The organism is Enorma shizhengliae, assembly GCF_009676995.1.
Classification (GTDB): domain Bacteria; phylum Actinomycetota; class Coriobacteriia; order Coriobacteriales; family Coriobacteriaceae; genus Enorma; species Enorma massiliensis.
Genome location: NZ_VTFZ01000007.1, coordinates 47,688 through 69,428 on the forward strand (window position 1 = coordinate 47,688; position 21,741 = coordinate 69,428).

Below are 21,741 nucleotides of genomic sequence, written 5' to 3' on the forward strand. Positions count from 1 at the left end.
AACAACGCGTAGGGGGTAAGAACGTCATTCGTTGGGGTAGAATCAACACATATGTGTTTCTGGCCAGCTCAAGGAGGCTCAATGGATCCCCTCCATATCCTACTCGTTCTACTCGTCATCGCTGGAATCTGGGCGCTGATCGAGCTCGCTCTCACCATCCGCCGCGCGCGGACTACGGTCGACTCGCTCGACAAGACCATGGGCGAGGTGAACGACATGCTTGCCGAGACCCGTCCGGTCGTTGCCAAGCTCGATGGCGCCATCGACGAGCTGCAGCCTGCGCTTACGCAGGTCGAGCCGCTGCTCAAGTCTGCGAACGTTGCGGTCGACGCGTTGACGTCGAACCTTATCGAGGTTGAGGCCGTCGTGCGCGATGTCTCTGCAGTAACGGGCGCCGCGGCGAATGCCGGCAATGTTGTCTCGGGCGTCGCCGACTCGGCATCGGAGGCGGTCCAGAAGTTGCTCGGGAAGTTCAAACCCGGCTCGCCCGATCCCGAGCGCGCGCTTAACGAGGGAGCGGATTCCTCTCGTGAGGCGGTTTTGACGAGTGCCCCTGAGGATGCTCCCGCTGAGGCGCCCGCACCCGCGCCGCGCTATTACACCTACGACTCTGAGCCGTCCTCCGCTGCTCCTTCAGAAGCAGAGACCGCTGCTGCCGATTCCGTCCCTTCGAACCAGGGAGATTCCACCAATGACTAACACCCAGGCACTCGATCCCATCGTTCTTACGGTCGCTGCCGACCCGCGGTTGGCGCGGCTCGTTCGTATGACGGCTGCCAACGTGGCCGCTCTTTCGTCGATGTCGGTCGACCGCGTGGAGGATCTGCGCATGGCCGCCGAGGAGGCGTTCATCTTTGCTTGCTCGGTCGATGCGGGGGAGTGCGTCTCGCTCACCTTCACCGTCGACGACGAGCATGTTGCTCTCGACGTCGATCTTGGCGAGGGGGCAGTCGCCGATCCTGAACCCGATAGCACTGCGGCCTATGCGGGCCTCATCCTCACTGCGGTTTGCGACGCATATGAGAAGACCGACGCTCCCGCACGACTCCATCTCGAACTCAAGGCGGATGTCTGATATGACAGAAAAGACCTCGTCGAGTAAATCGGCTTGGGACAAGCAAAAGACGCGCGAGCTCTTCCGTCGCTATAAGGAAGATGGCGACATGGAGGCGCGTGAACAGCTGGTTATGTCCCATCTCAACCTCGTGCGCTTCCTCGCGAACAAATTTAAGAACCGCGGCGAACCCTTGGACGACCTGGTCCAGGTTGGCTATCTTGGCCTACTTAAGGCGATAGACCGATTCGATCCCGACCGCGGGCTCGAGTTCACCACCTATGCGACCCCCACCATCCTGGGCGAGATCAAGCGCCACTTCCGCGACAAGGGCTGGAGCGTGCGCGTTCCGCGCCGTCTGCAGGAGCTCTCCGCCAAGGTCAACCAGGCTACCGATACCTTGACCACCCAGTTCCAGCGTTCGCCTACCATCCAGGAGATCGCCGATTACCTTGACGCGTCGGTAGACGAGGTGCTCGAGGCCATGGAGTCTTCGAGTGCGTACAGCTCCGTTCCGCTCGAGGGCACGGGCAGCTCTGAGAACGACGATGCCCCATCGGTGATCGATCGCTATGGCAGCGAAGACAATGAGCTCGCTTTCACCGATGATCGCCTGGTCATCGAGGAGGCGCTCAAGGGGTTCTCGCCACGCGAGCGCGAGGTAATCGAGCTGCGGTTCCTGAAGGGCATGACCCAGATCGAGATCGCCGAGCAGCTCGGCATCTCCCAGGTGCAGGTTTCTCGTCTGCTTCGTCGCACCCTTAAGAAGATCCAGGATAAGATCGACCCAGATGGCGTGATGGCGCGGCAATGATGACGAAACGGGCTAACAAGAACGAGGCAGCGGAGGCTAAGCTTCCCGGCGCTCGCCTCATCGCGCTCCGCGTGTGGTCAGTGGTCGGCGCCATCATCATCGGTGTCGCGATTCTGAACGTGATGGGCGTCCTCGCCCCGGTGATCGAGTTCCTTGCGGTGGGCTCGCTCATCGCGTTCATCGAGTCGCCGATTGTGAACGCCCTTGAGCACAAGGGTGTTCCGCGCTCGGTGGGCGCGCTCATAGGCCTTGTCGCCGTCGTTGCAGTCATACTCTGCGTTCTCATGGTGATTGGGCCGGTTTTCGCCGAGCAGATCATGGAAGTGCTCTCCCGACTCCCGCAGCAACTGCGCGGTCTTGGAGATTGGGCGATCCAGGTGTCTCGTGATTTCGAGGCGCTTTCGCAGTCGTCGTGGGCAAGTCAGTTCGATGAGGCGCTTCGCTCGATCGCAGATGTGGCCTCTACGTATATAACTCAGCTGGCGAGTGGCCTTGGTGCGGGCATTTTCCCCTTCATATCGTCCTTTACCTCGCAGCTCTTTATCGTCTTTCTTGGGATCGTTCTCGCATACTGGCTTGCGCTCGATTATCCGCGCATTCACCGCGAGATCGGCATCATCGTGGGAGGGGAGCGTGAGACCAGCTACCGGTTTATGGTCGCGATCCTCTCGCGTTCCGTCGGCGGCTATATGCGCAGCATGGTGATCACATCGTTTGTGAACGGCGTGCTCGCCTTCGTCGGCCTTGCGATCGTGGGGCATCCGTATGCGGCGCTCATGGGCGTTCTCACCGGCGTCATGCATCTCGTTCCCGTGCTCGGCTCCTGGATCTCTTCGTTTGCGGCAACGCTTCTCGCGGTCTTCTATGGTCCGGTGCTTGCCATCTGGACCCTCGTGATCACCATGGTTGCTCAAAACGTTACCGACAACGTCATCAGCCCGAAGGTTATGCAGAGCTCGGTCAAGATTCATCCTGCCATGAACCTTGCCGCGCTCGTGGTCGGCTCCACGCTCATGGGGCCGCTCGGCATGGTCATCGCCATTCCGCTGTGCGCCGCGCTCAAGGGGCTTTTCGTGTTCTACTTCGAGAAGGAGACGGGCCGCGCGCTCGTTTCCTACGATGGCGCCATCTTCCAGGGAACGCCGTACCGCGACGCGGACGGTGCCCCGGTTCCGGCGTTCGATGCGCTCGGCGACGACAGCTTCGTCGCGGAGTCGGAGCTCATTAGCGACGATGTTGCGCCCACGGGCGAGGCTGTTCCGCGCCCTGCTGAGCTTGAGAACCCATGGAGCAAGCTCACCTTCCTTCATCGTCCTAGCGATAAGTGACGCAATCCCGCCGTTAACTTCCCTTGCTTCCAAAGGCGATTGCATGAGTCGAGTTTGGGGCTGCATTCGCCAAGCCTCGAACAGTTCAGGGCTCGAATCGGAAAGTTATTGGCGACCCGCTGAGTAATCGGCCTAAATTCATTCACAAAACCGCAGGTCATGTGAATTTGAGGAGTGCGACTACTCGACGGATCTCAAATAACCTTCCGACTCGAGCCTCGAGTGTGTTCGGTGACCTGATTTTGCAGCGCAGGCGAGCTGCGCGCACCCGCTCGCCGCTTGTTTCATATATACTTTGTGCGTTTGAGATTTGCTGATGTTCAAGGAGATACCGCAATGGCTGCAGATTTTCCTTCGATGACCACCGCTGAGATTCGCTCCGCGTTCCTCTCGTTCTTTGAGGAGCGTGGCTGCAAGCTGTATCCCAGCTCGTCACTCGTGCCGGATGACCCTTCGCTTCTGCTCGCGAATGCTGGCATGAACCAGTTCAAGGAGTATTACCAGGGCAAGAAGACCATGCGCGAGATCGGCGCGACGTCGTGCCAGAAGTGCGTCCGCACGAACGACATCGACATCATCGGTTCCGACGGCCGTCACGCCAGCTTCTTCGAGATGCTCGGTAACTTCTCCTTTGGAGGCGTGTCGAAGGAGCAGGCCTGCGCCTGGGCGCTCGAGCTCTCTACGCAGGTGTTCAAGCTTCCCATCGAGCGGCTGTACTTCACCGTGTTCACCGAGGACGACGAGGCCTTCGAGATCTGGCGCAAGCTTGGGGTCGCCGAGGATCACATTAGCCGCCTCGGTGAGGACGATAACTTCTGGGCGGCAGGCCCTACCGGCCCGTGCGGTCCCTGCTCTGAGATCTACTTCGACCAGGGCGAGGAGGTTGGCTGTGGCAGCCCGGATTGCCACCCCGGCTGCGATTGCGACCGCTTCCTTGAGTTCTGGAACCTCGTCTTTACGCAGTACGATCGTCAGGAGGACGGCTCTATGCCGGAGCTCCCGCACCGCAACCTCGACACGGGCATGGGCCTTGAGCGCATGGCGGCCATCATGCAGCATAAGAGCTCGTTCTACGATGGGGACCTCATGCGCGGCCTCATCGCCCTTGGCGAGGAGATCTCTGGTGTCTCGTATGTCGCCGACGATTACGATGGCCCGAGCCGGAGCCTCCGTATCATCGCGGACCATGCTCGCTCCGTCGACTTCATGATCTCCGACGGCATCCTGCCCGGCAACGAGGGGCGCGGTTACGTGCTTCGCCGCCTCCTCCGTCGCGCGGTCTTCCATGGTCGCCTTATCGGTATCGAGGGCGCCTTCCTTGGCCGGTTCATCGATGCCGTGAACGAGGCCATGGGTGACGCCTACCCCGAGCTCCTCAAGAACGATGCCCTTGTCAAGGGCATCGTCGATGCGGAGGAGGAGCGCTTCTCGGGCACGCTCGACACCGGCCGCGTCTACCTCGACGAGGCGCTCGGCGGCCTGGCAGACGGCGCCGTGCTCGATGGTGCCACCGCCTTCAAGCTGCACGACACCTTCGGCTTCCCGATCGACCTCACCGTTGAGATCGCCGAGGGCGCGGGCCATGCCGTTGACATCGACGGCTTCAACCGCGAGATGGAGGCGCAGCGCGAGCGCGCCCGCGCGAACGTGAAGGGCGATGCCTGGGGCTCGTTCAACGATGTTTGGACGGAGCTCTCAGATTCCGTTTCCGCAACTGAGTTCGCTGGATACGAGGATGAAGAGCTTGAGGGTGCCAAGGTGCTTGCGCTTGTCGTTGACGGCGAGCGCGTAGCTCATGCCGGCGCTGGCCAGAAGGTTGAGGTCGTGCTCGATCGCACCCCGTTTTATGCCGAGATGGGCGGGCAGATGGGCGATGCGGGCGTGCTGTCGGCCGAGGGCGTGCGCCTTGCCGTTGGTGACACCAAGGCTCACAACGGCCTGTATGCGCACAGCGCGGTCGTCGAGGAGGGAGAGCTTGCGGAAGGCGCCATCGTGAACGCTGCGGTCGACCATCATCGCCGCGCGCTCCTGCGCCGCAACCACACCGCGACGCACCTGCTTGACGCTGCCCTTAAGAACGTGCTTGGCGACCATGTTAACCAGGCAGGATCGCTCGTTGCTCCCGAGCACCTGCGCTTTGACTTCACGCACTTCGAGGCGCTGTCTTCCGAGCAGCTTGCACAGATCGAGCGCCTCGTGAACGACCAGATCTTCGCTGCCAAGCCCGTTGTGACCCGTGTGATGGCTATCGACGAGGCCAAGGCCGCCGGCGCTGTGGCGCTTTTCGGCGAGAAGTACGGCGACGTTGTCCGCGTGGTTTCGGTCGGCGCCGAGGAGCGCCCGTTCTCGCGCGAGCTCTGCGGTGGTACCCATGCTGCAAACACGGCAGAGATCGGTCTCTTCAAGATCGTTTCCGAGTCTTCGACGGGCTCCAATGTCCGCCGCATCGAAGCGGTAACGAGCGAGGGCGCCATCGCGTATCTTGAGGAGCGCGCACGCATGCTCGAATCCGCCGCATCTGAGCTCAAGTGCCGTCCAGACGAGGTGGCAGGCCGTATTGCCGGGCTCCAGAAGGAGCTTCGCGAGACCAGCCAGAAGCTCAAGAACGCGCTTACCGGCGGCGGCTCCAACGCCATCGACGATGCCATCGCCCATGCAGAGGACCTCGGTGCCTATAAGCTCGTTGTCGCACAGCTTGAGGGCCTTGAGGCTGCAGACCTCCGCAACGTGTGGGACACCATTCGCCAGAAGCTTCATGAGCCGGTCGCGTGCGTACTTGCTACGGTGACGAGCAAGGGCCAGCCGGCGCTTCTCGCCGGTGCCACCGACGAAGCGGTCGCGGCAGGCTTCAAGTCTGGTGATATCATCAAGCAGATCGCTCCGCTCGTGGGTGGTGGCGGTGGCGGCCGCCCACAGATGGCGCAGGCTGGCGGTAAGGACGCGAGCGGCATTCCCGCTGCGCTCGAAGCCGCGCGCGCCGCACTTTCTGCGTAGACCATGATCGCGCTCGCACTCGACATCGGGGAAGCGCGCGTTGGCATTGCCGTGTCTGATGCTACGGGGACCCTTGCCATGCCGGTGAAGGTCCTGCCCGCGCAGGAGGTCCTCGGCAACGCGCGCTCATTCCGCTATATCATCGAAGATTACGAGCCTGAGGTGCTCGTCTGCGGCCGTCCTGAGACCCTGGCGGGGGAGGACGGCCCGCAAGCCCAGCGTGTCGTAGAGGCGGCGGAGAAGATCGCGCGCGCAACCGGCCTTCCCCTTGAGTTCATAGACGAACGCCTCTCCTCACGCGAAGCGAAGCGGATTCTGCGAGAACAGGGGCTTTCTGAGCGCGAAATGCGCGGCAAGGTAGATAGCGTTGCCGCAAGCCTTTTCCTTCAGACCTGGCTTGATGTGCGAAACAAGTGATTCGGGCTCCGCTTGAGCTTCACTCTCGCGCTCTGTTTCGGGCGACACTCGATGCCCTCTCTGTGTTCGGGCACAATCGGTACGCATCCTCGCTCTCGGGCGATAATTGGACACTCATTTCGTTTTCGGGCGACTTTGGTACGTTATTCGACTGCTGAATGTCCGAATGTCGCCCGACAATCCCGCGGTTGTCCGAAGGTCGCCCGAGAACGGTGGTAGCGTACGAATGTCGCCCGAGAAGCACGCGACTGTCCGGAAGGCGCTCAAGAGCGCCTTGCGGTACCGGCGTGGCACTCATGCGTTTCGTTCGTATTCTCAGGAACTATTTCTCAGCTTCTACCTCGTGGTATACGCAATGCGTATACCCTCATGCAAGATTTCATCACGGTTCCTCTACCAACCCATCACATTTTGTCTATAATTGCCACTGTGTGCGCAAGAAGGTCAGTGCACGCACGTAGGTAACCTCTCAATAGTAAGGAGGTAGGTATGGTAGGAATTGTCCTCGCAAGTCATGGCGACCTCGCGCAGGGCATCAAGCAGACGGCGTCCATGGTCTTCGGCGACCAGCCGGACGTGGTTTCCGTCAGCTTGCAACCTAGCATGGGTCCGGATGACCTTAGGGCGGAGATCGAGAAGGAGGTGGCAACGCTTTCCGATCAGGAGCAGGTGCTCTTCCTCGTCGACCTGTGGGGCGGCACGCCGTTCAACCAGATCAACGGTTTGCTCGACGGGCATCCCACGTGGGCTGCCGTTACGGGTATGAACCTCCCCATGGTCATCACCGCGTACACGCTGCGCATGAACCCCGAGGCCACGGCACACGAGATCGCGACTGGGCTCATCCAGGAGTCCCGTGATGGCGTGCGCGTGAAGCCCGAGAGCCTCGAGCCCGAGGCCCCGAAGGCCGTTGAGGCTGCTCCGACCCACCCGACGGGCTCCATCCCCGAGGGAACGGTTCTGGGCGATGGCCATATCAAGTTCGTGCTCTGCCGCGTGGACACCCGCCTGCTTCACGGCCAGGTGGCAACCACTTGGACCAAGCAGACCGGCCCCGACCGCATCATCGTGGTTTCCGACGCCGTCTCTCATGACGAGCTGCGCAAGACCATGATCCAGCAGGCGGCCCCTCCGGGAGTCAAGGCCCACGTCGTCCCCATCCAGAAGATGATCGACGTTGCCAAGGACCCCCGTTTCGGTGCGACCAAGGCGATGCTCCTCTTCGAGACGCCGCAGGATCTGCTCAAGTGCATCGAGGGTGGCGTGGACATCAAGAAGGTGAACCTCGGTTCCATGGCTCACTCTGTGGGCAAGGTCGTCGTCACCAACGCGATCGCCATGGATCAGGCCGATGTGGAGTGCCTCGAGACCCTCGCGGCCAAGGGCGTCGAGTTCGACGTGCGCAAGGTTCCCGCGGACTCCCCGGAGAACTTCGACTCCATGATGAAGAAGGCCAAGTCCGAGCTGGCCGCGCAAGCGTAAGAAGGAGGGAAACATGTCGGCATTCACAATCATCCTGATTGTCATCGTTGCCTTCCTTGCCGGCATGGAAGGCGTTCTGGACCAGTGGCAGTTCCACCAGCCGCTGGTCGCATGCACGCTCATCGGCTTGGTGAGCGGTCAGCTTGAGGCTGGCATCACTTTGGGCGGTACGCTCCAGATGATGGCCCTTGGCTGGGCTAACGTTGGTGCTGCCGTCGCCCCTGACGCCGCACTCGCGTCGGTCGCATCGGCAATTCTCATGGTCATCGCCGTTGGTAACGGCGCCGACCAGAGCACCGCTATCTCCACGGCCATCGCCGTGGCCGTGCCGCTGTCCGTGGCTGGCCTCTTCCTTACCATGATCGTGCGTACGCTCGCCATTCCGGTGGTCCACATCATGGACGGCGCTGCTGCCAAGGGTAACTTCGCCGCCATCGACTTCTGGTCGATCGTCGCGATCTGCATGCAGGGCATCCGTATCGCCATTCCGGCAGCTGCCCTCTGCTTCATCCCGTCCGACGCCGTCATGGGCGCCTTGAACATGATGCCCGCGTGGCTCTCCGATGGCATGTCCATCGGCGGCGGCATGGTTGCTGCCGTTGGTTACGCCATGGTCATCAACATGATGGCGACCAGGGAAGTCTGGCCGTTCTTCGCGCTCGGCTTCTGCCTCGCTGCCATCTCCGAGCTCACCCTTATCGCCCTCGGTGTCATCGGCATCTCCCTCGCCCTCATTTACCTGGGCCTCAAGGAGCTTGCCAAGCAGGGCGGCGGCATGGGTGGCGGCTCGGGCGACCCGCTCGGCGACATCCTGGACGACTACGAGTAGGAAGGGAGGAGAGAGACTATGGCAGAGAACAAGATCACCCTTTCCAAGAGCGATCGTCTCAAGGTTTGGTTCCGTCATCAGTACCTGCAGGGCTCCTGGAACTACGAGCGTATGCAGAACGGCGGCTGGTGCTTCTCGATGGTTCCGGCCATCAAGAAGCTCTACCCCAACAAGGATGACCAGATTGCGGCGCTCAAGCGTCACATGGAGTTCTACAACACCCATCCGTACGTTTCTTCGCCCGTTATCGGCGTAACCCTCGCTCTTGAGGAGGACCGTGCCAACGGCACCCCCGTCGAGGATGCCGCCATCCAGGGCGTGAAGGTCGGTATGATGGGCCCGCTCGCCGGTGTTGGCGACCCCGTCTTCTGGTTCACCCTTCGCCCGATCCTCGGTGCCCTGGGCGCCTCGCTCGCTATGAGCGGCAACATCATGGGCCCGATCCTCTTCTTCGTTGCCTGGAACGTGATTCGTCTTGCGTTCGAGTGGTACACGCAGGAGTTCGGCTATCAGCTCGGTACCTCCATTACGAAGGACCTTTCCGGCGGCCTCATGGGCAAGATCACCGAGGGCGCCTCGATCCTCGGTATGTTCGTGATCGGCTCGCTTGTTGAGCGCTGGGTCTCTATCTCGTTTGCTCCGACCGTTTCCACGGTCACGCAGTCTGAGGGTGCCTACATTGACTGGAATGCCATTGCTGATACCGCGAGCAATGGTGGCCAGGGTGTGGCAGACGCTATTCATAGCGCACTTTCCCAGTACTCGTCGCTTGGTGCCACGGGCCTCGAGGTCGATAAGGTCACGACCCTTCAGGCGAATCTCGATTCGCTCATCCCCGGCCTCGCCGCCGTGGGCGTGACGCTTCTGTGCTGCTGGCTGCTTAAGAAGAAGGTTTCCCCGATCGCCATCATCATCGGCATGTTCATTGTCGGTATCGTTGGTCATTATATCGGCCTGCTCTAAAGCGGTTTTGCGCCGGTAATGGCGCTTTGTGTGCGGGGTCGCGGACTGTGCTCGGTTTTCGAGCCTGTAGCGCGGCCCCGCGCTCTGTACGGGCAATATTTACGAGGAAGGTGACGCTATGGTGCAGTCTCTGAACACGAAACTGGACCTCACGACGCGGGGCACCATGTTCATGGGGCTGTCTAAATACGGCGACGTCATGATCGGTGATAAGGCGTTCGAGTTCTATAACGAGCGCAATCCCGAGGACTACATCCAGATTCCCTGGCAAGAGATCGATCACATCTCGGCGGCCGTCATGTTCGGAGGGCGTCTCATACCGCGCTTCGCCATCTTCACCAAGCAAAACGGCACGTTCTCGTTTTCCACGAGGAGAAATAAGCAGACCCTTCGCGCAATCCGCGAATACATCCCTGCCGACCGCCTGCTTCGTTCTCCCACGTTCTTCGGCGTCATAAAGCGCGGCATTCTGCATCTGATTCATCGCCGTTAAACGATAGGTGGCAAACCTTCAAGGTTCGATGAAAACTTTAAGGTTTGGGCGCTCCTGCGGTACACTATCGGGGATTGACAGTTTTACCCCTCGATATGATTCCGGAGGACGATGCCGTGGCAGAACTTAGGGATGATGGGGCGCATCGCCCCGCTCGCCGGGCGCATGCCCGCAACGTTTCCGCTGCGGGGCAGGGCCGTCCGCAGGGCGCGAGGTTCAGGACCGCTCCTCAGGCAGCTCCTTCGCGTACCGTAGGCGCACCTGCGAGGCGCACGGCGGCCCCGGCGCATGGGCGCCCGCAGGGCCGTCATGGCGTCCAGCCGGCTTACCAGCGCCGCTCGACCACCCAAGCTCGCCGTAAGCCCATCGTTCCCATCATCATCGTCTGCGCCGTGGCCGTAGCGCTTATTGCGGCGATCGTCCTGTTCGTCGTTCCGGCTGTTGGCCGGCTCATTTCCGGCTCGAACGAACCGGCGGTCGAGGCTGGCGTCGAGGTCCAGATCAACATTCCCCAGGGAGCCTCTGGCGACCAGATCGCCTCCATTCTTTCGCAGAACCATATCATCGAGGATCCCAAGGAGTATTACGCCACGGTTCGCAGCATGCAGGCCGATGCTCTGCTAAAGCCCGGTGACTACCTCTTCACCACGCTGCAGGACCCAGAAGAAGTGGTGCAGCAGCTTATCGATGGTCCGAACGTCGAGGGCGTGACGTTGACGATTCCTGAGGGCCTTACGGTCCAACAGACCGCCGAGCGCGTGCAGGAGACGTATGGCATCTCAGCCGACGACTTCCTTGCTCAGGCGAAGGCCTCGAACTATGTTTCGGATTATCCCTTCCTCGAAGGCGCTTACAACGATTCACTCGAGGGCTATCTTTATCCCAAGACCTATTCGTTCCAGGATGATCCCACAGCAGACGAGATTATTCGCGCGATGCTCGACCAATTCGAGACGGAGACCGCAGGTCTCAACCTGACCGATGGCGCCAATGGGCTCACGGCGCAGCAGATCGTGACCATGGCTTCGCTCATCGAGCGCGAGAGCTCGGTCGAAGGCGAGCGCTCGACCATTGCGAGCGTCATTTATAACCGCCTCGACGAGGATATGCCGCTCCAGATTGATGCCGCGATCGTCTATGCGCGCGGCGGCGGGTCCGGCACGGTGACCTACGATGACCTTGAGATTGAATCGCCGTACAACGTCTACCAGAACCCCGGCCTCACTCCCGGGCCCATTTGCTCTCCGAGCGTTTCGTCCATTCAGGCCGCTCTCAACCCCGATGACACCAATTACCTGTATTATGTGCTTTCGAGTGCGGGCGATGGTTCGCACAAGTTCAGTGAAACCTACGACGAGTTCCAAGCGAACGTGCAGGAGTATCGGGATTCCCAATCATGAGCCTCTTTTCACCCACGCGTTATGTAACATCTGTCGACCGTATCGACCTTGAAGAGCTTTTCGCTCAGGGCAAGCGCGCTATCTTGCTCGACCGTGATAACACACTCGTGCCGCGCGATCGCGCGACCGCACCAGACGAGGTTGCCGCGTGGCTCGATCGAGCGAAGGCCTTGGGGTTTAGGCTCTGCATGGTTTCGAATAACTGGCATCGAGACCAAGTCATGCGCTCGGCGGGCGAGCTCGGTCTCGAGGCAATAAGCCATGCCATGAAGCCCGCCCCCTTCGCGCTCAATGCCGGGCTCAAGCGAACCGGCGTCTCGAAGGATGAGGCCGTCATGGTGGGGGACCAGCTCTATACGGATGTGTGGGCAGGTAACCTTGCCGGCATCGACACGATTCTCGTGAAGCCGCAGGCAACAGCCGATCTATGGTATACGCAGATCTTCCGCATCTTCGAGCGGCGCGCGCTTCGCAACCTCACGTGCGAGGAGTAACGGCGCATGGGGGGGTCCGAAGGCGGTCGCGTCCTTGCTTCGAAGCACGGGTGCGACCATATCTTCTTCATTGGTTTTCTGGGCGCAGGCAAGTCTACGCTTGCAAGGAACCTCGGCCGAATGTTCAAGCGCCGCTATCTCGATACCGATCGTCTCGTTGAGCGCAGGGCGGGGCATTCGATCTCGTACCTTTTCCGCAACAAGGGCGAAGCTTCGTTTCGAGAGCTTGAAACCAAGGCGCTTGAGTCGCTTGCGAGCGAGCGCAGTCTCTTGGTCTCGTGCGGGGGCGGTATTGTGGAGACACCGCGCAACATCGAGCTTATGCACGAGATGGGCGTGTGCGTATACCTGGATGGCGAATTCGATGATTCGCTTCGGCAGATTCGCTCGCTTGCGAGTCGCCCCGATTTCCGTTCGCGCGAGCACGCGCAGCGCCTCTACCAGCACCGTCGACCGCTCTACCGTTCGGCGGCGGATTTGACGGTGGATATTCGCGGCCGCTCATTCGAAGACGTGTCCTATATCTGTGCCGATATGCTTTTGGAGCGTGGTTTGCTGTGACGATCAAGCGTCAACTGCTCAACATCAGTCAGAAGAGCATCGATGTCCGTTCGGGATCCGGTGCGCTCGAGGAGCTTCCTCGCATCGTGTCGGGAGCGGTCGGCATGCCTAAGCGCGCCCTGCTCGTTTCGACCGACGATGCATATGCGGCTTACGGCGATGCGGTGCGCAGGGCGCTTATCGACGCCGGTTTCTCGACGGAGGAATGCGTGTTCCCTCGCGAGACGGATCCCGCCACGCTCTCGAGCGCTACCGAGGTGCTCGCTGGATGCGCTCGTGCCGCTCTTACCGCCGACGACCTCATGCTCGCTCTCGGCGATGCGAAGCTCTGCTCTTCGGCGCTTCTCGCCGCGCAGCTTTGGTGCGGGGGCGTTCCGTGCACCCTGATTCCCACCGCCCTTGACGCGATGGTCACGCTTCCCACCGAGATGCATCCGCTTGCTACTCCAGAGGCCCCTGACATGGTGTCGCTCAGGCCGATGCCCACCATGGTCGTTTGCGACTTCGACCTTATCGCCGACATGCCGCTCGAAGCACGCCTCGAGGGCAGGGCTCTTATGCTCGGCGCCGCCCTTGCAGAGGGGAGGCGTGTCTGGGAGCAGTTGGTTGAGAGCGCTCCTCTCATCGCTGCCGATGAGCCCGTTGCATTCAGTGAGGTCTTTGGATCGGTGCAGCAGGCGCGTCGCAACGTCGTTAAGGCCGCAAACCCCTCTGCCCGGCATGCGCTGTCCTATGGGCGTGCAACGGCGCGCGCGCTCGCGCGTTGTCTAGGACCTGAAGCCCCTGGTTGGGCGCTTTTGTCAGAGGGTATGCGCTTCGAAGCCCGTCTTGCGGTGGAGGCGGCTGGCCTCGATGCCGATATCGTCTTTGATCAGGACGATCTGCTTGAAGACCTCGGTATCGAGGAATACGGATTCTCGCTCGATGCCGAGGACCTCGTGCGCGCCCTCAAGGAGGAGCATGCGCGCCGGTCTAACCGTTTCCTCCTCCCACTTCCCAAATCGGTGGGCACTATTCGGTTAACTGCCGTTCCCGACGATGTGCTCATGCGCCATGCACGTGCCTATGTTGCTTCGCGTGCGGAGCTCGTGGCATAGCGAACGCTCGATTGTCTTAGGTTATCCACGTTGGGGCGTACTTGCAGTATGCTCTACTGCGAACGTGCGTAAACGATTTAGAAAGAAGGGGTACTTATGTCCTCACATGCTTCTGGCCCGCTCGGTCGCATCGAGCGTGTTCGCGAGCTCATGGACGAGCGCGGCTACGATGCCGTCATTATTCGCGATGAGGCGAATCTTCGATGGCTAACCGGCGCCGAAGGCGTGTTCGACTATACGGGTGAGCTGCCGCACGCCGCGTTCATCACCGCGTCGAATACGTTCCTGCACACCGATTCTCGCTACTACAACAGCTTCATCGAGCATCTTCCGGCAGATAGCCCTTGGGTTCTCGATATGGAGGTCATCGGTATTCCGCGTTGGGCTGCCGAGCGTGCTCGCGATGCCAAGTGCCGCGTCGTTGCCGTTGAGGACACCATGGAGCTTTCGTTCTACGACGGTTTGGTCCGTGGACTCGAGGATCTTTCCATCGGCGCCCTGCTTCCGCAGATGCATGGGGACCTTCGCCTCATGCGCGCGGTGAAGGACGAAGAGGAGATCGCCCTCATGAGGCGGGCCCAGGCAATCACCGACGCCGCGTTTGCGCACATGCTTGAGTTCATTCGTCCCGGTCTCACCGAGAAGCAGATAAAGCTCGAGCTCGAGAACTTCATGTTCGAAAACGGAGCCGACGGCCTTGCGTTCGGCTCTATCGTCGCTGCAGGCCCTAATGCGGCGAACCCGCACGCCATCCCGAGCGATCGCCCTGTGCAGAAGGGCGAGTTCGTTCTCATGGATTACGGCGCGCGCTACCACGACTACGATTCCGACATGACCCGCACGGTTGCCGTGGGCGAGCCCTCGGCGAAGATGCGCGAGATTTACGACCTCGTGCAGCGCACGCATGAGGAGTGCGCCAAGGCGGTCTATGCCGGCGTTGACGGCAACGAGATCCATGAGCTTTCGAGGAAGATTATCGGCGATGCCGGTTACGGCGAGTACTACGGTCACGGCCTTGGCCACGGCGTGGGCATCGACATCCATGAGCTCCCCAATTTTGGGCGCACGCACAATACGGTGGGGGAGGGCTCCGTCGTCACGATCGAGCCGGGCGTGTACCTGCCCGGGGAGTTCGGCGTTCGCCTTGAGGACTACGGTCTCGTGACCGCCCAGGGCTTCGTCCCCTTCACCCAGAGCCCGCATGACCTTCAGGTCATCGACTGCTAGGAGCTGCTAGCTCCCTTTGGTTCAGCCTGGCTCGCACCCATCGCGTCGCTGCCAGACTGCTTCGTCGAGAGGCGGGCGCTTCGACGCTCGCTCTGTGGATAGTTGCGCTTGCACCTGCGTAAAGGCGCGGGAAAGCGTATACTTTGTACGTTCATGCATCAATGCAGCGCAGGCCTCTGCGTGGCAGACAAGCAAGAAAGGTAGCACATGGCAACCATCACCACCGCCGATTTCAAGAACGGCATCGGATTGCGCATCAAGGACAAGGTCGTGACCATCGTCGAGTTCCAGCATGTCAAGCCGGGCAAGGGCGGCGCGTTCGTTCGCTATAAGACCAAGGACATCAAGACCGGCCGCGTGGTCGAGAATACCTGCAACGCCGGCACCAAGTTCGAAAGCGTCATGCTCTCCACCCGCGAGATGCAGTACCTCTACAACGACGGCAACGACTTCATCTTCATGGACAACGAGACCTATGAGCAGGTTCCCGTGCCCGAGGACTTCATCGGCGACAACGCTAAGTGGCTCAAGGAGAACGACGTCTGCCAGCTTCTCTACGCCGACGATGACCTTATGGGCGTGAACCCGCCGATGTTCATCGAGGTCCAGATCACCCAGACCGATCCGGGCTTCAAGGGCGACACCGTTCAGGGTTCCACCAAGCCTGCCACCATCGAGACCGGTGCAGTTGTCCAGGTGCCCATGTACCTCAACGAGGGCGAGATGATCAAGGTCGACACGCGCGACGGCAAGTTCGTTTCCCGCGTCTAGTTTCTGCTCCATCGTACGTATTTGGGGGACCCCATGTCTCAGGAGATCTACATTTCCGGTATCGGCATTGCGCCGGAGGTTCTCGCTGCGGTCGTTTCGCGCGCCGTCGAGGAGATCGAGGGCATCGCGTCGGTCGGCGTGAAGGACCTCGCCACCAACCTCGTCTCGATGCTCTCTGCGCGCAGCACCGCCGCCGCTCCTGCGGTCGAGACCGAGGTCGTAGATGACCAGCTTGCGATCACGGTGCACCTTGTCGTGTTCTTCGGCTATCCCTTCAAGAAGCTCGCCGAGGTCGTGCGCGAGGCGGTCGTCCACGCCATCGATGCCCAGGTGGGCGTTTCCGTGGCGCGCGTCGATGTGTGCATCGACGGACTCGTCTTCCCCAAGGAGTAGTAGTGAGCCTCAAAGTAGAACGCGGGCGCACGCTTGCCCGTAGCCAGGCCCTTCAGCTCCTCTTCCAGGCCGAGATTCTCGGGCGCACCGTTGACGATGTGCTCGCAGGCGATTATCTTTTGGCGCGCGCCTCCGAGGAGGCAAGCCCGCTCGTGCCCTACGCTGCCGAGCTGGCGCGGGGTTGCTATGCGCATATCGGCGAGATCGACCGCGGCCTTGCGCGAGTTTCGGAGAACTGGGCTCTTGACCGCATGCCCGGCTCGGACCGCAATCTGCTGCGCCTTGCCGTCTACGAGCTGCGGTTCTCGCCAGAGCGCGTCGATGATGCCGTGGTGATCAACGAGGCCGTCGAGATTGCCAAGGCCTACGGTACCGATGAATCCGCAAGCTTTGTTAACGGCGTGCTTGGGCGCGTGGTGCGTGATCCCCGCATCTTCCCGCGCCCCGTTGATTCCACGCCTGCAGAGGACGCTGCTGCGCCCGCCTTGGGCGCTCAGGCGACGGATGCCGTTGAGGTTGCCGCGCCGGCTGCTGCCGAAGCTCCCGTGTCGATTGAGGGCTGCTAGGTATGCCTGAAGTCGCCCCGAACAGCTTCGCCGATATTACGGAGCGCTTGGACGAGATTATCTCGGTCGTCCGCTCGAAGGACACGTCGCTCGAGCGCAGTCTCGACCTGTATGATGAGGCCATCGAGCTTGGGTCTCGTGCTGCAGAGCTCGTCGATAGCTTCGATTTGAGCCCTGAGGAGGCAGCACAGCTCGATCAGGCGGCTCGTGCCGACGACACCTCCCTCGATGCCGCGGCTCAGGATGGGTCCGATTCGGCTTCCGATGCGGGCGCCGATGCAGCGCCTCCTACTGAATAGGGTTTGCGTGCCATGAAGCGCGTACGCCTCGATGATGAACTCGTTGCTCAGGGCATCTGCGTTGATCGCGCGGATGCCCTGCGCACCTTGATGGCCGGTGATGTCTCTGCACGGGGAGAGCGGCTCACCTCACCCGGCATGATGGTCGACCCCGGCCTTCCTTTGCATGTCAAAGGGCGTCTTCCCTATGTTGGGAGGGGAGGTCTTAAGCTCGAGGGTGCGCTCGATGCCTTCGGCGTGGATCCTTCTGGCCTTGCGTGCGGAGATATCGGGTGCTCGACGGGCGGCTTCACCGATTGCCTTCTTAAGCGCGGTGCGGCCTCGGTAATTGCAGTCGATGTTGGACGGGCGCAGTTCGCATGGTCGCTGAGAAACGATGAGCGCGTCACGCTTCTTGAGCGGACGAATGTGGTCGATCTGCCCTCGCTGGGCTATCGCGCCTGCTGCGATCTGGTCGTCTGCGATGTTTCCTTTACGAGCATTGCGCACATCATCGATGCCGTCATCGCCTTGCTCGTGCCCGGCGGTCGCTTTCTCACGCTCGTCAAACCCCAGTTCGAGGCACCTGCCTCTGAGGTCGGTGAAGGTGGGATCGTGCGTGATCCGCTCGTGCGTCGTCGCGTGCTCGAACACGCGGTAGACCTGTTCTCCGGGCGCGGCCTCACGCCCGAGGGTGTGTGCACCTCGCCCATAACGGGTACGAAGGGTAACGTTGAGTTCTTTCTCCTTGGCCGTCTGGGCTCCGGCGGTGAAACTGAGGTTGCCGCGGCGCGCGAACGGGTTCTCTCATCCATCGAAGGGGTGGTGGGCGCATGAAGGTCTTTCTCGTGCCGAACTACTATAAAAACGAGGCAGTCGAGAGCGGCCTGGCGCTCGAGCTCTGGCTTTCGCGCCAGGGTTATGAGGTGGCATGGGCGGCAGATCAACGCTCGAAGATCGTCTCGACTCCCGATATTGAGGGCTCGGACCTCGTTATCTCGCTTGGCGGCGATGGCACGCTTCTGCGGGCTGCGCGTATCGTCGGCTATCAGGAGATTCCCATTCTGGGATTGTCCTATGGGCATCTTGGGTTCCTCACGGCTGCGAGCCCCGATGATACCGACATCCTCTCTGTGGTGAGCGATGCCCTGGCGGGCGAGATGCACGTGAGCCGGCGCGCCACACTCGCCATCGATGTTTTCGCGCATACCGACGAAGGTGAAGAGCAGACCCTCGACACCTTTGCATTAAACGACCTCGCCCTCACGCGCGGTCCTCTTTCCGACATGGTTGAGTTCACCATCACGGTGTCGGGGCATCGCATCGACCGGCTGCGGGGCGACGGCGTGATCGTGTCGACGGCGACGGGGTCTACCGGTTATGCGCTCTCGGCGGGCGGCCCTATCGTAAGTCCAGATTACACCGGTATGGTGTGCGTGCCCATTGCGCCGCATACCATTCAGGCCCGCGCGTTTTTGACCTCGCCTTCCGATGTGGTCGAGATCGAGATGTCACGCGATCGCCCCTCTATCCCCGCTGTTGCCGTCGATGGCGTGTTCGTAGCGAAGGATGCGGTGGTCGACCGTGTGGTTGCTCGCCGCGGGCCAGGCGATATCCTGCTGCTCGATTACGGCCCTGAAAGCTTCTATACCTCGGTGTCTCGCGTGTTCTACGGAGTCCACCATGATCGATGAGATTCACGTTCTAGACCTCGCGCTCATCCATGAAGCGACTTTTTCGCCGGCGGCGGGCCTTACCGTGCTCACCGGTGAGACCGGTGCCGGCAAGACGGCGCTCCTTTCTGCTCTGAAGCTTCTGGTGGGTGAGCGCGCGGATGCGTCGCTCGTGCGCGAGGGTGCTGAGTGCGCCGTCGTCGAGGGGCGGGTTTTTCGCGATTCCCATGACGTTGAGGGCGTTTGCGCGTCGCGCAGGGTTGGCGCCGACGGTCGGAGCCGGGTGCGCCTCGATGGGCATTTGGGAAGCGTACGTGAGCTTACGCAGGCGATTGGACCCACGATCGATCTCTGCGGCCAGCATGAGCATCAGCGATTGCTCGATGCCGCGACGCATGTCGAGATGGTTGACGCTTGGGCGGGTGCTCCGGTGGCCGCAGCCCTTGAGGGGTATCGTGAAGCGCTGAAGCGTGCTCGCGCGGCTAAAGATGAGCTTGACCGGGTTACGGCGGCGGCGCGGACGCAGGGCTCTCGTCTTGAGGAGGCGAGATTCGCGCTCGAGCGCATCGATGAGGTGGATCCCCAAGAGGGTGAGTTCGAGGAACTTGAGGAAACCTTGCCTCGTGCGGAGCACGCTGAGGCGCTCGCGGGCACCGCGCACGAGGCGGCGGAGGCCATTTCGGGCGAGGGCGGCGCGCTCGACGCGCTGAATTCGGCGATTGCCGAGCTTGCGCGCATGGGATCGGTCGACGCGAAGCTCGCCCAGTTCGCCGACACCTTGACTGGTGCGGCTATCACGCTCGAAGATGCTTCGTCTGACCTCAGAAGATACCGCGATAACGTCGACTTCGACCCTGCCGAGCTCGCGCAGCTTCAGGAGCGCTTCTCGGCGTTCAAGGGATTGCTCAGACAGTTCGGGCCCCGTATGGAGGATGTCTTTGCCCGCCGCGAGGATGCGCGCGAGCTGCTTGCCGTCGTAAGCGATGGCGAGGCGCGGATCAAGCGCGCGCAGGAGGCGGTCGATGCTGCAGAGGCGGCGCTCGCTAAAGCGGCCAAGATGCTTACCAAGCGCCGTAATGAGGCTGCGCCTCGCTTTTGCCGCGAGGCGGGCAAACAGATGGCGCGTTTGAAGATGGGACACGCTGAGCTCGTTTGGGATTCGCGGCCGCTGCCGCGTGAGCGCTGGAACGAGACCGGTCCCACGACGTGCGAGCTTTTGTACCGCAGCGGTGCCGGCCTGACGCCGCGACCGCTTCGGCGCATCGCCTCTGGTGGCGAGCTCTCGCGCGTCATGCTTGCCTGCAAGGTCGTTTTGGGAGAGACCGACGGTGTGGATACCCTCGTCTTCGATGAGGTCGATGCCGGCGTGGGCGGTGCCGTGGCCCGCTCGCTCGCAGCGGTGTTGGCCGACCTCGCCCGCACGCATCAGGTTATCGTCGTGACCCACTTGGCGCAGGTCGCCGTGATGGGGGAGCGCCATTACGTGGTGCGCAAGGACGACGCCGATGTGCCCGAAACCCAGCTTGCCGAGGTTTCGGGCGAAGCGCGCGTGCACGAGATCGCCCGCATGCTCTCCGGCGATGAATCCGAAGCGTCCCTCACCCATGCCCGTCAGATGTTGCGAGAATCCGGCACCTGGCAATGATAAAATGAACCCGTTTATTTTTATCACTTCGGACGGTGGTTAGTATGCCGAATCGCAGACATTCCGAGTCGGGCTTTTATCACGTGATGCTTCGCGGTAACGCACGACAGGTGGTGTTTCGTGATGATGAGGACCGATCCAAGTTCGTAGGAATACTCGACACAGCTCGTAGGAACACCCAGCTTTCGCTGGTGGCATGGTGCCTTATGGATAATCATGTGCACTTGGTGTTTAGCGACCCAAAGGATGAGCTGAGCTCTGTGATGCACCGGCTCGCGTTATCCTATGCGCGGTATTTCAACCGGCGATACGGCCGAACGGGCCATGTCTTTGAAGGCCGATTCAAGAGCTTGCCGATTGAAACCGATGAGTATCTGCTGCAGGTCGTTCGCTATGTGATGAATAATCCCGTTGCGGCGGGGATCGGCACGCTCGACAACTACCACTGGTCAAGCTACCCCGAGTATCTTGGCGAAATCGGGCTCGCTGACACAGGAATGATTTTGGACATGTTCGAGAGCGTCGAGGCGTTTGATCGGTTCTGTCGAGATGGGACACCGCAGTACGACGCCCAGCTTGAGAGCGATGTGGTGTCCGATGAGCAGGCACCGGTTCTTGCGGGCGAGGTTGTCCAGCGGCTGGGCATTGGACGCACCTCGGATATCGCGGGCCTCCCCAGGGGCGCGCGCGACGTTGCCGTACGAGAGCTGCGCCGCACCGGGCTGAATGCCAAGCAGATTGCTCGTGTGACCGGCATCTCCCTACCGACCGTCTACCGCATCCTCAAGAAGTGATAAATCGAACCCGGTTCGTTTTATCACTTGAGGTGATCGGCGAGGAGCTGGAGGGCGTGGCGGTAGCCGGCAAGGCCTTCGCCGGCTACGCGGGCAAAGCAGGCCATGCCAGCATACGAGACCTGCCGGAAGTCCTCGCGCTCGTCCACGGCGGAGATGTGGACCTCAACAGCAGGGATGCTCACGGCCTTGAGTGCATCGAGAATGCCGATGCTCGTATGCGTGTACGCAGCCGGATTGATGACGATGCCGTCCACCGTGCCATACGCATCCTGAATCCGGTCGATGATCGAGCCCTCATGGTTCGACTGAAAGACCTCTACATCGTCGAATCCAAACTCGTTGCCAGCCTCCTTACATATGCGAACGAGGTCGTCATAGGTTTCACGACCATAGATGTTTGGCTCGCGTATGCCGACCATGTTGATATTCGGTCCATTGATGACAAGTGCGTTCACGAGGTTCCTT

Annotated in this window: 24 protein-coding genes; 23 read left to right on the top strand and 1 reads right to left on the bottom strand. The window is 61.2% G+C overall.

The annotated features are described in order from the left end of the window. Positions 1 to 81: 81 nt before the first annotated feature. The 23 genes from GJE22_RS06140 (at position 82) to GJE22_RS06250 (ending at position 21,273) form a co-directional block, all read left to right on the top strand. Positions 82 to 699, top strand: a complete 618-nt coding sequence (locus tag GJE22_RS06140) for a hypothetical protein (RefSeq protein ID WP_144688406.1) — start codon at positions 82 to 84, stop codon at positions 697 to 699. Beyond that, complete coding sequence (locus GJE22_RS06145) at positions 692 to 1,075, top strand: ATP-binding protein (protein WP_144688407.1); 384 nt, start codon at positions 692 to 694, stop codon at positions 1,073 to 1,075. Before GJE22_RS06140 ends, GJE22_RS06145 begins: the two co-directional genes overlap by 8 nt. Before the next feature lies 1 nt (position 1,076). After that, complete coding sequence (locus GJE22_RS06150) at positions 1,077 to 1,868, top strand: RNA polymerase sigma factor SigF (protein WP_022349452.1); 792 nt, start codon at positions 1,077 to 1,079, stop codon at positions 1,866 to 1,868. Further along, positions 1,865 to 3,196, top strand: a complete 1,332-nt coding sequence (locus GJE22_RS06155; RefSeq protein ID WP_235895831.1) for an AI-2E family transporter — start codon at positions 1,865 to 1,867, stop codon at positions 3,194 to 3,196. Before GJE22_RS06150 ends, GJE22_RS06155 begins: the two co-directional genes overlap by 4 nt. Positions 3,197 to 3,532: 336 nt before the next feature. Continuing rightward, a complete protein-coding gene (gene alaS, locus GJE22_RS06160) occupies positions 3,533 to 6,190 on the top strand; it encodes an alanine--tRNA ligase (protein WP_144688408.1) in 2,658 nt (885 codons plus the stop codon). 3 nt (positions 6,191 to 6,193) lie between these two features. Beyond that, entirely contained in the window at positions 6,194 to 6,607 is a 414-nt protein-coding gene (gene ruvX, locus GJE22_RS06165) for a Holliday junction resolvase RuvX (RefSeq protein ID WP_144688409.1), read from the top strand. Positions 6,608 to 7,096: 489 nt separating this feature from the next. Then, the gene (locus GJE22_RS06170) at positions 7,097 to 8,089 is read left to right on the top strand and encodes a PTS sugar transporter subunit IIB (RefSeq protein WP_144688410.1); all 993 of its coding nucleotides are present in this window, start codon (positions 7,097 to 7,099) and stop codon (positions 8,087 to 8,089) included. Between the two features lie 13 nt (positions 8,090 to 8,102). Then, positions 8,103 to 8,918 carry a PTS mannose/fructose/sorbose transporter subunit IIC gene (locus GJE22_RS06175; protein WP_144688411.1) on the top strand — a complete coding sequence of 272 codons (816 nt, stop codon included), beginning with the start codon at positions 8,103 to 8,105 and terminating at the stop codon, positions 8,916 to 8,918. Between the two features lie 18 nt (positions 8,919 to 8,936). Then, a complete protein-coding gene (locus GJE22_RS06180; protein WP_144688412.1) occupies positions 8,937 to 9,881 on the top strand; it encodes a PTS system mannose/fructose/sorbose family transporter subunit IID in 945 nt (314 codons plus the stop codon). A 118-nt stretch (positions 9,882 to 9,999) separates the two neighbouring features. Then, positions 10,000 to 10,374: a DUF956 family protein gene (locus GJE22_RS06185; RefSeq protein WP_144688413.1), complete on the top strand. Its 375-nt coding sequence runs from the start codon at positions 10,000 to 10,002 to the stop codon at positions 10,372 to 10,374. A 116-nt stretch (positions 10,375 to 10,490) separates the two neighbouring features. Continuing rightward, positions 10,491 to 11,774: an endolytic transglycosylase MltG gene (gene mltG / locus GJE22_RS06190; protein WP_235895832.1), complete on the top strand. Its 1,284-nt coding sequence runs from the start codon at positions 10,491 to 10,493 to the stop codon at positions 11,772 to 11,774. Beyond that, positions 11,771 to 12,268 carry a YqeG family HAD IIIA-type phosphatase gene (locus GJE22_RS06195; RefSeq protein ID WP_144688414.1) on the top strand — a complete coding sequence of 166 codons (498 nt, stop codon included), beginning with the start codon at positions 11,771 to 11,773 and terminating at the stop codon, positions 12,266 to 12,268. The genes mltG and GJE22_RS06195 overlap by 4 nt, the downstream gene beginning before the upstream one ends. Positions 12,269 to 12,274: 6 nt before the next feature. After that, entirely contained in the window at positions 12,275 to 12,829 is a 555-nt protein-coding gene (locus tag GJE22_RS06200; RefSeq protein WP_144688415.1) for a shikimate kinase, read from the top strand. Then, a complete protein-coding gene (locus GJE22_RS06205) occupies positions 12,826 to 13,926 on the top strand; it encodes a hypothetical protein (protein WP_144688416.1) in 1,101 nt (366 codons plus the stop codon). The genes GJE22_RS06200 and GJE22_RS06205 overlap by 4 nt, the downstream gene beginning before the upstream one ends. Before the next feature lie 96 nt (positions 13,927 to 14,022). Further along, a complete protein-coding gene (locus tag GJE22_RS06210) occupies positions 14,023 to 15,153 on the top strand; it encodes a M24 family metallopeptidase (protein ID WP_144688417.1) in 1,131 nt (376 codons plus the stop codon). A gap of 207 nt (positions 15,154 to 15,360) precedes the next feature. Then, positions 15,361 to 15,924, top strand: a complete 564-nt coding sequence (gene efp, locus GJE22_RS06215; protein WP_019128392.1) for an elongation factor P — start codon at positions 15,361 to 15,363, stop codon at positions 15,922 to 15,924. 33 nt (positions 15,925 to 15,957) lie between these two features. Continuing rightward, positions 15,958 to 16,317 (top strand): Asp23/Gls24 family envelope stress response protein, encoded by a 360-nt coding sequence (locus tag GJE22_RS06220; RefSeq protein ID WP_144688418.1) that lies wholly within the window; start codon positions 15,958 to 15,960, stop codon positions 16,315 to 16,317. A gap of 2 nt (positions 16,318 to 16,319) precedes the next feature. Further along, the gene (gene nusB / locus GJE22_RS06225) at positions 16,320 to 16,883 is read left to right on the top strand and encodes a transcription antitermination factor NusB (protein ID WP_144688419.1); all 564 of its coding nucleotides are present in this window, start codon (positions 16,320 to 16,322) and stop codon (positions 16,881 to 16,883) included. Between the two features lie 2 nt (positions 16,884 to 16,885). Continuing rightward, entirely contained in the window at positions 16,886 to 17,182 is a 297-nt protein-coding gene (locus GJE22_RS06230; protein ID WP_144688420.1) for an exodeoxyribonuclease VII small subunit, read from the top strand. 12 nt (positions 17,183 to 17,194) lie between these two features. Continuing rightward, the gene (locus tag GJE22_RS06235) at positions 17,195 to 17,998 is read left to right on the top strand and encodes a TlyA family RNA methyltransferase (protein ID WP_144688421.1); all 804 of its coding nucleotides are present in this window, start codon (positions 17,195 to 17,197) and stop codon (positions 17,996 to 17,998) included. After that, positions 17,995 to 18,855, top strand: a complete 861-nt coding sequence (locus tag GJE22_RS06240) for an NAD(+)/NADH kinase (RefSeq protein ID WP_144688422.1) — start codon at positions 17,995 to 17,997, stop codon at positions 18,853 to 18,855. The genes GJE22_RS06235 and GJE22_RS06240 overlap by 4 nt, the downstream gene beginning before the upstream one ends. Further along, positions 18,845 to 20,479: a DNA repair protein RecN gene (locus tag GJE22_RS06245; protein WP_144688423.1), complete on the top strand. Its 1,635-nt coding sequence runs from the start codon at positions 18,845 to 18,847 to the stop codon at positions 20,477 to 20,479. The genes GJE22_RS06240 and GJE22_RS06245 overlap by 11 nt, the downstream gene beginning before the upstream one ends. Before the next feature lie 44 nt (positions 20,480 to 20,523). Next, a complete protein-coding gene (locus GJE22_RS06250) occupies positions 20,524 to 21,273 on the top strand; it encodes a transposase (protein ID WP_144688424.1) in 750 nt (249 codons plus the stop codon). Positions 21,274 to 21,296: 23 nt separating this feature from the next. Here the strand turns inward: GJE22_RS06250 and aroQ are convergent, their stop codons facing one another. Then, on the bottom strand, positions 21,297 to 21,731 hold the full coding sequence (aroQ, locus tag GJE22_RS06255; RefSeq protein WP_144688425.1) for a type II 3-dehydroquinate dehydratase: 435 nt from the start codon (positions 21,729 to 21,731) through the stop codon (positions 21,297 to 21,299). Between the last annotated feature and the right edge of the window lie 10 nt (positions 21,732 to 21,741).

What these genes read in the sequence shown, in the direction of transcription:
- ruvX (WP_144688409.1), top strand. Translation starts at nt 6,194, where the DNA reads ATGATCGCGCTCGCACTCGACATCGGGGAAGCGCGCGTTGGCATTGCC.
- GJE22_RS06235 (WP_144688421.1), top strand. Translation starts at nt 17,195, where the DNA reads ATGAAGCGCGTACGCCTCGATGATGAACTCGTTGCTCAGGGCATCTGC.
- GJE22_RS06180 (WP_144688412.1), top strand. Translation starts at nt 8,937, where the DNA reads ATGGCAGAGAACAAGATCACCCTTTCCAAGAGCGATCGTCTCAAGGTT.
- GJE22_RS06145 (WP_144688407.1), top strand. Translation starts at nt 692, where the DNA reads ATGACTAACACCCAGGCACTCGATCCCATCGTTCTTACGGTCGCTGCC.
- GJE22_RS06185 (WP_144688413.1), top strand. Translation starts at nt 10,000, where the DNA reads ATGGTGCAGTCTCTGAACACGAAACTGGACCTCACGACGCGGGGCACC.
- GJE22_RS06240 (WP_144688422.1), top strand. Translation starts at nt 17,995, where the DNA reads ATGAAGGTCTTTCTCGTGCCGAACTACTATAAAAACGAGGCAGTCGAG.
- GJE22_RS06150 (WP_022349452.1), top strand. Translation starts at nt 1,077, where the DNA reads ATGACAGAAAAGACCTCGTCGAGTAAATCGGCTTGGGACAAGCAAAAG.
- efp (WP_019128392.1), top strand. Translation starts at nt 15,361, where the DNA reads ATGGCAACCATCACCACCGCCGATTTCAAGAACGGCATCGGATTGCGC.
- GJE22_RS06155 (WP_235895831.1), top strand. Translation starts at nt 1,865, where the DNA reads ATGATGACGAAACGGGCTAACAAGAACGAGGCAGCGGAGGCTAAGCTT.
- GJE22_RS06210 (WP_144688417.1), top strand. Translation starts at nt 14,023, where the DNA reads ATGTCCTCACATGCTTCTGGCCCGCTCGGTCGCATCGAGCGTGTTCGC.
- GJE22_RS06175 (WP_144688411.1), top strand. Translation starts at nt 8,103, where the DNA reads ATGTCGGCATTCACAATCATCCTGATTGTCATCGTTGCCTTCCTTGCC.
- GJE22_RS06250 (WP_144688424.1), top strand. Translation starts at nt 20,524, where the DNA reads ATGCCGAATCGCAGACATTCCGAGTCGGGCTTTTATCACGTGATGCTT.
- GJE22_RS06170 (WP_144688410.1), top strand. Translation starts at nt 7,097, where the DNA reads ATGGTAGGAATTGTCCTCGCAAGTCATGGCGACCTCGCGCAGGGCATC.
- GJE22_RS06245 (WP_144688423.1), top strand. Translation starts at nt 18,845, where the DNA reads ATGATCGATGAGATTCACGTTCTAGACCTCGCGCTCATCCATGAAGCG.
- GJE22_RS06200 (WP_144688415.1), top strand. Translation starts at nt 12,275, where the DNA reads ATGGGGGGGTCCGAAGGCGGTCGCGTCCTTGCTTCGAAGCACGGGTGC.
- GJE22_RS06195 (WP_144688414.1), top strand. Translation starts at nt 11,771, where the DNA reads ATGAGCCTCTTTTCACCCACGCGTTATGTAACATCTGTCGACCGTATC.
- GJE22_RS06220 (WP_144688418.1), top strand. Translation starts at nt 15,958, where the DNA reads ATGTCTCAGGAGATCTACATTTCCGGTATCGGCATTGCGCCGGAGGTT.
- GJE22_RS06230 (WP_144688420.1), top strand. Translation starts at nt 16,886, where the DNA reads ATGCCTGAAGTCGCCCCGAACAGCTTCGCCGATATTACGGAGCGCTTG.
- alaS (WP_144688408.1), top strand. Translation starts at nt 3,533, where the DNA reads ATGGCTGCAGATTTTCCTTCGATGACCACCGCTGAGATTCGCTCCGCG.
- GJE22_RS06140 (WP_144688406.1), top strand. Translation starts at nt 82, where the DNA reads ATGGATCCCCTCCATATCCTACTCGTTCTACTCGTCATCGCTGGAATC.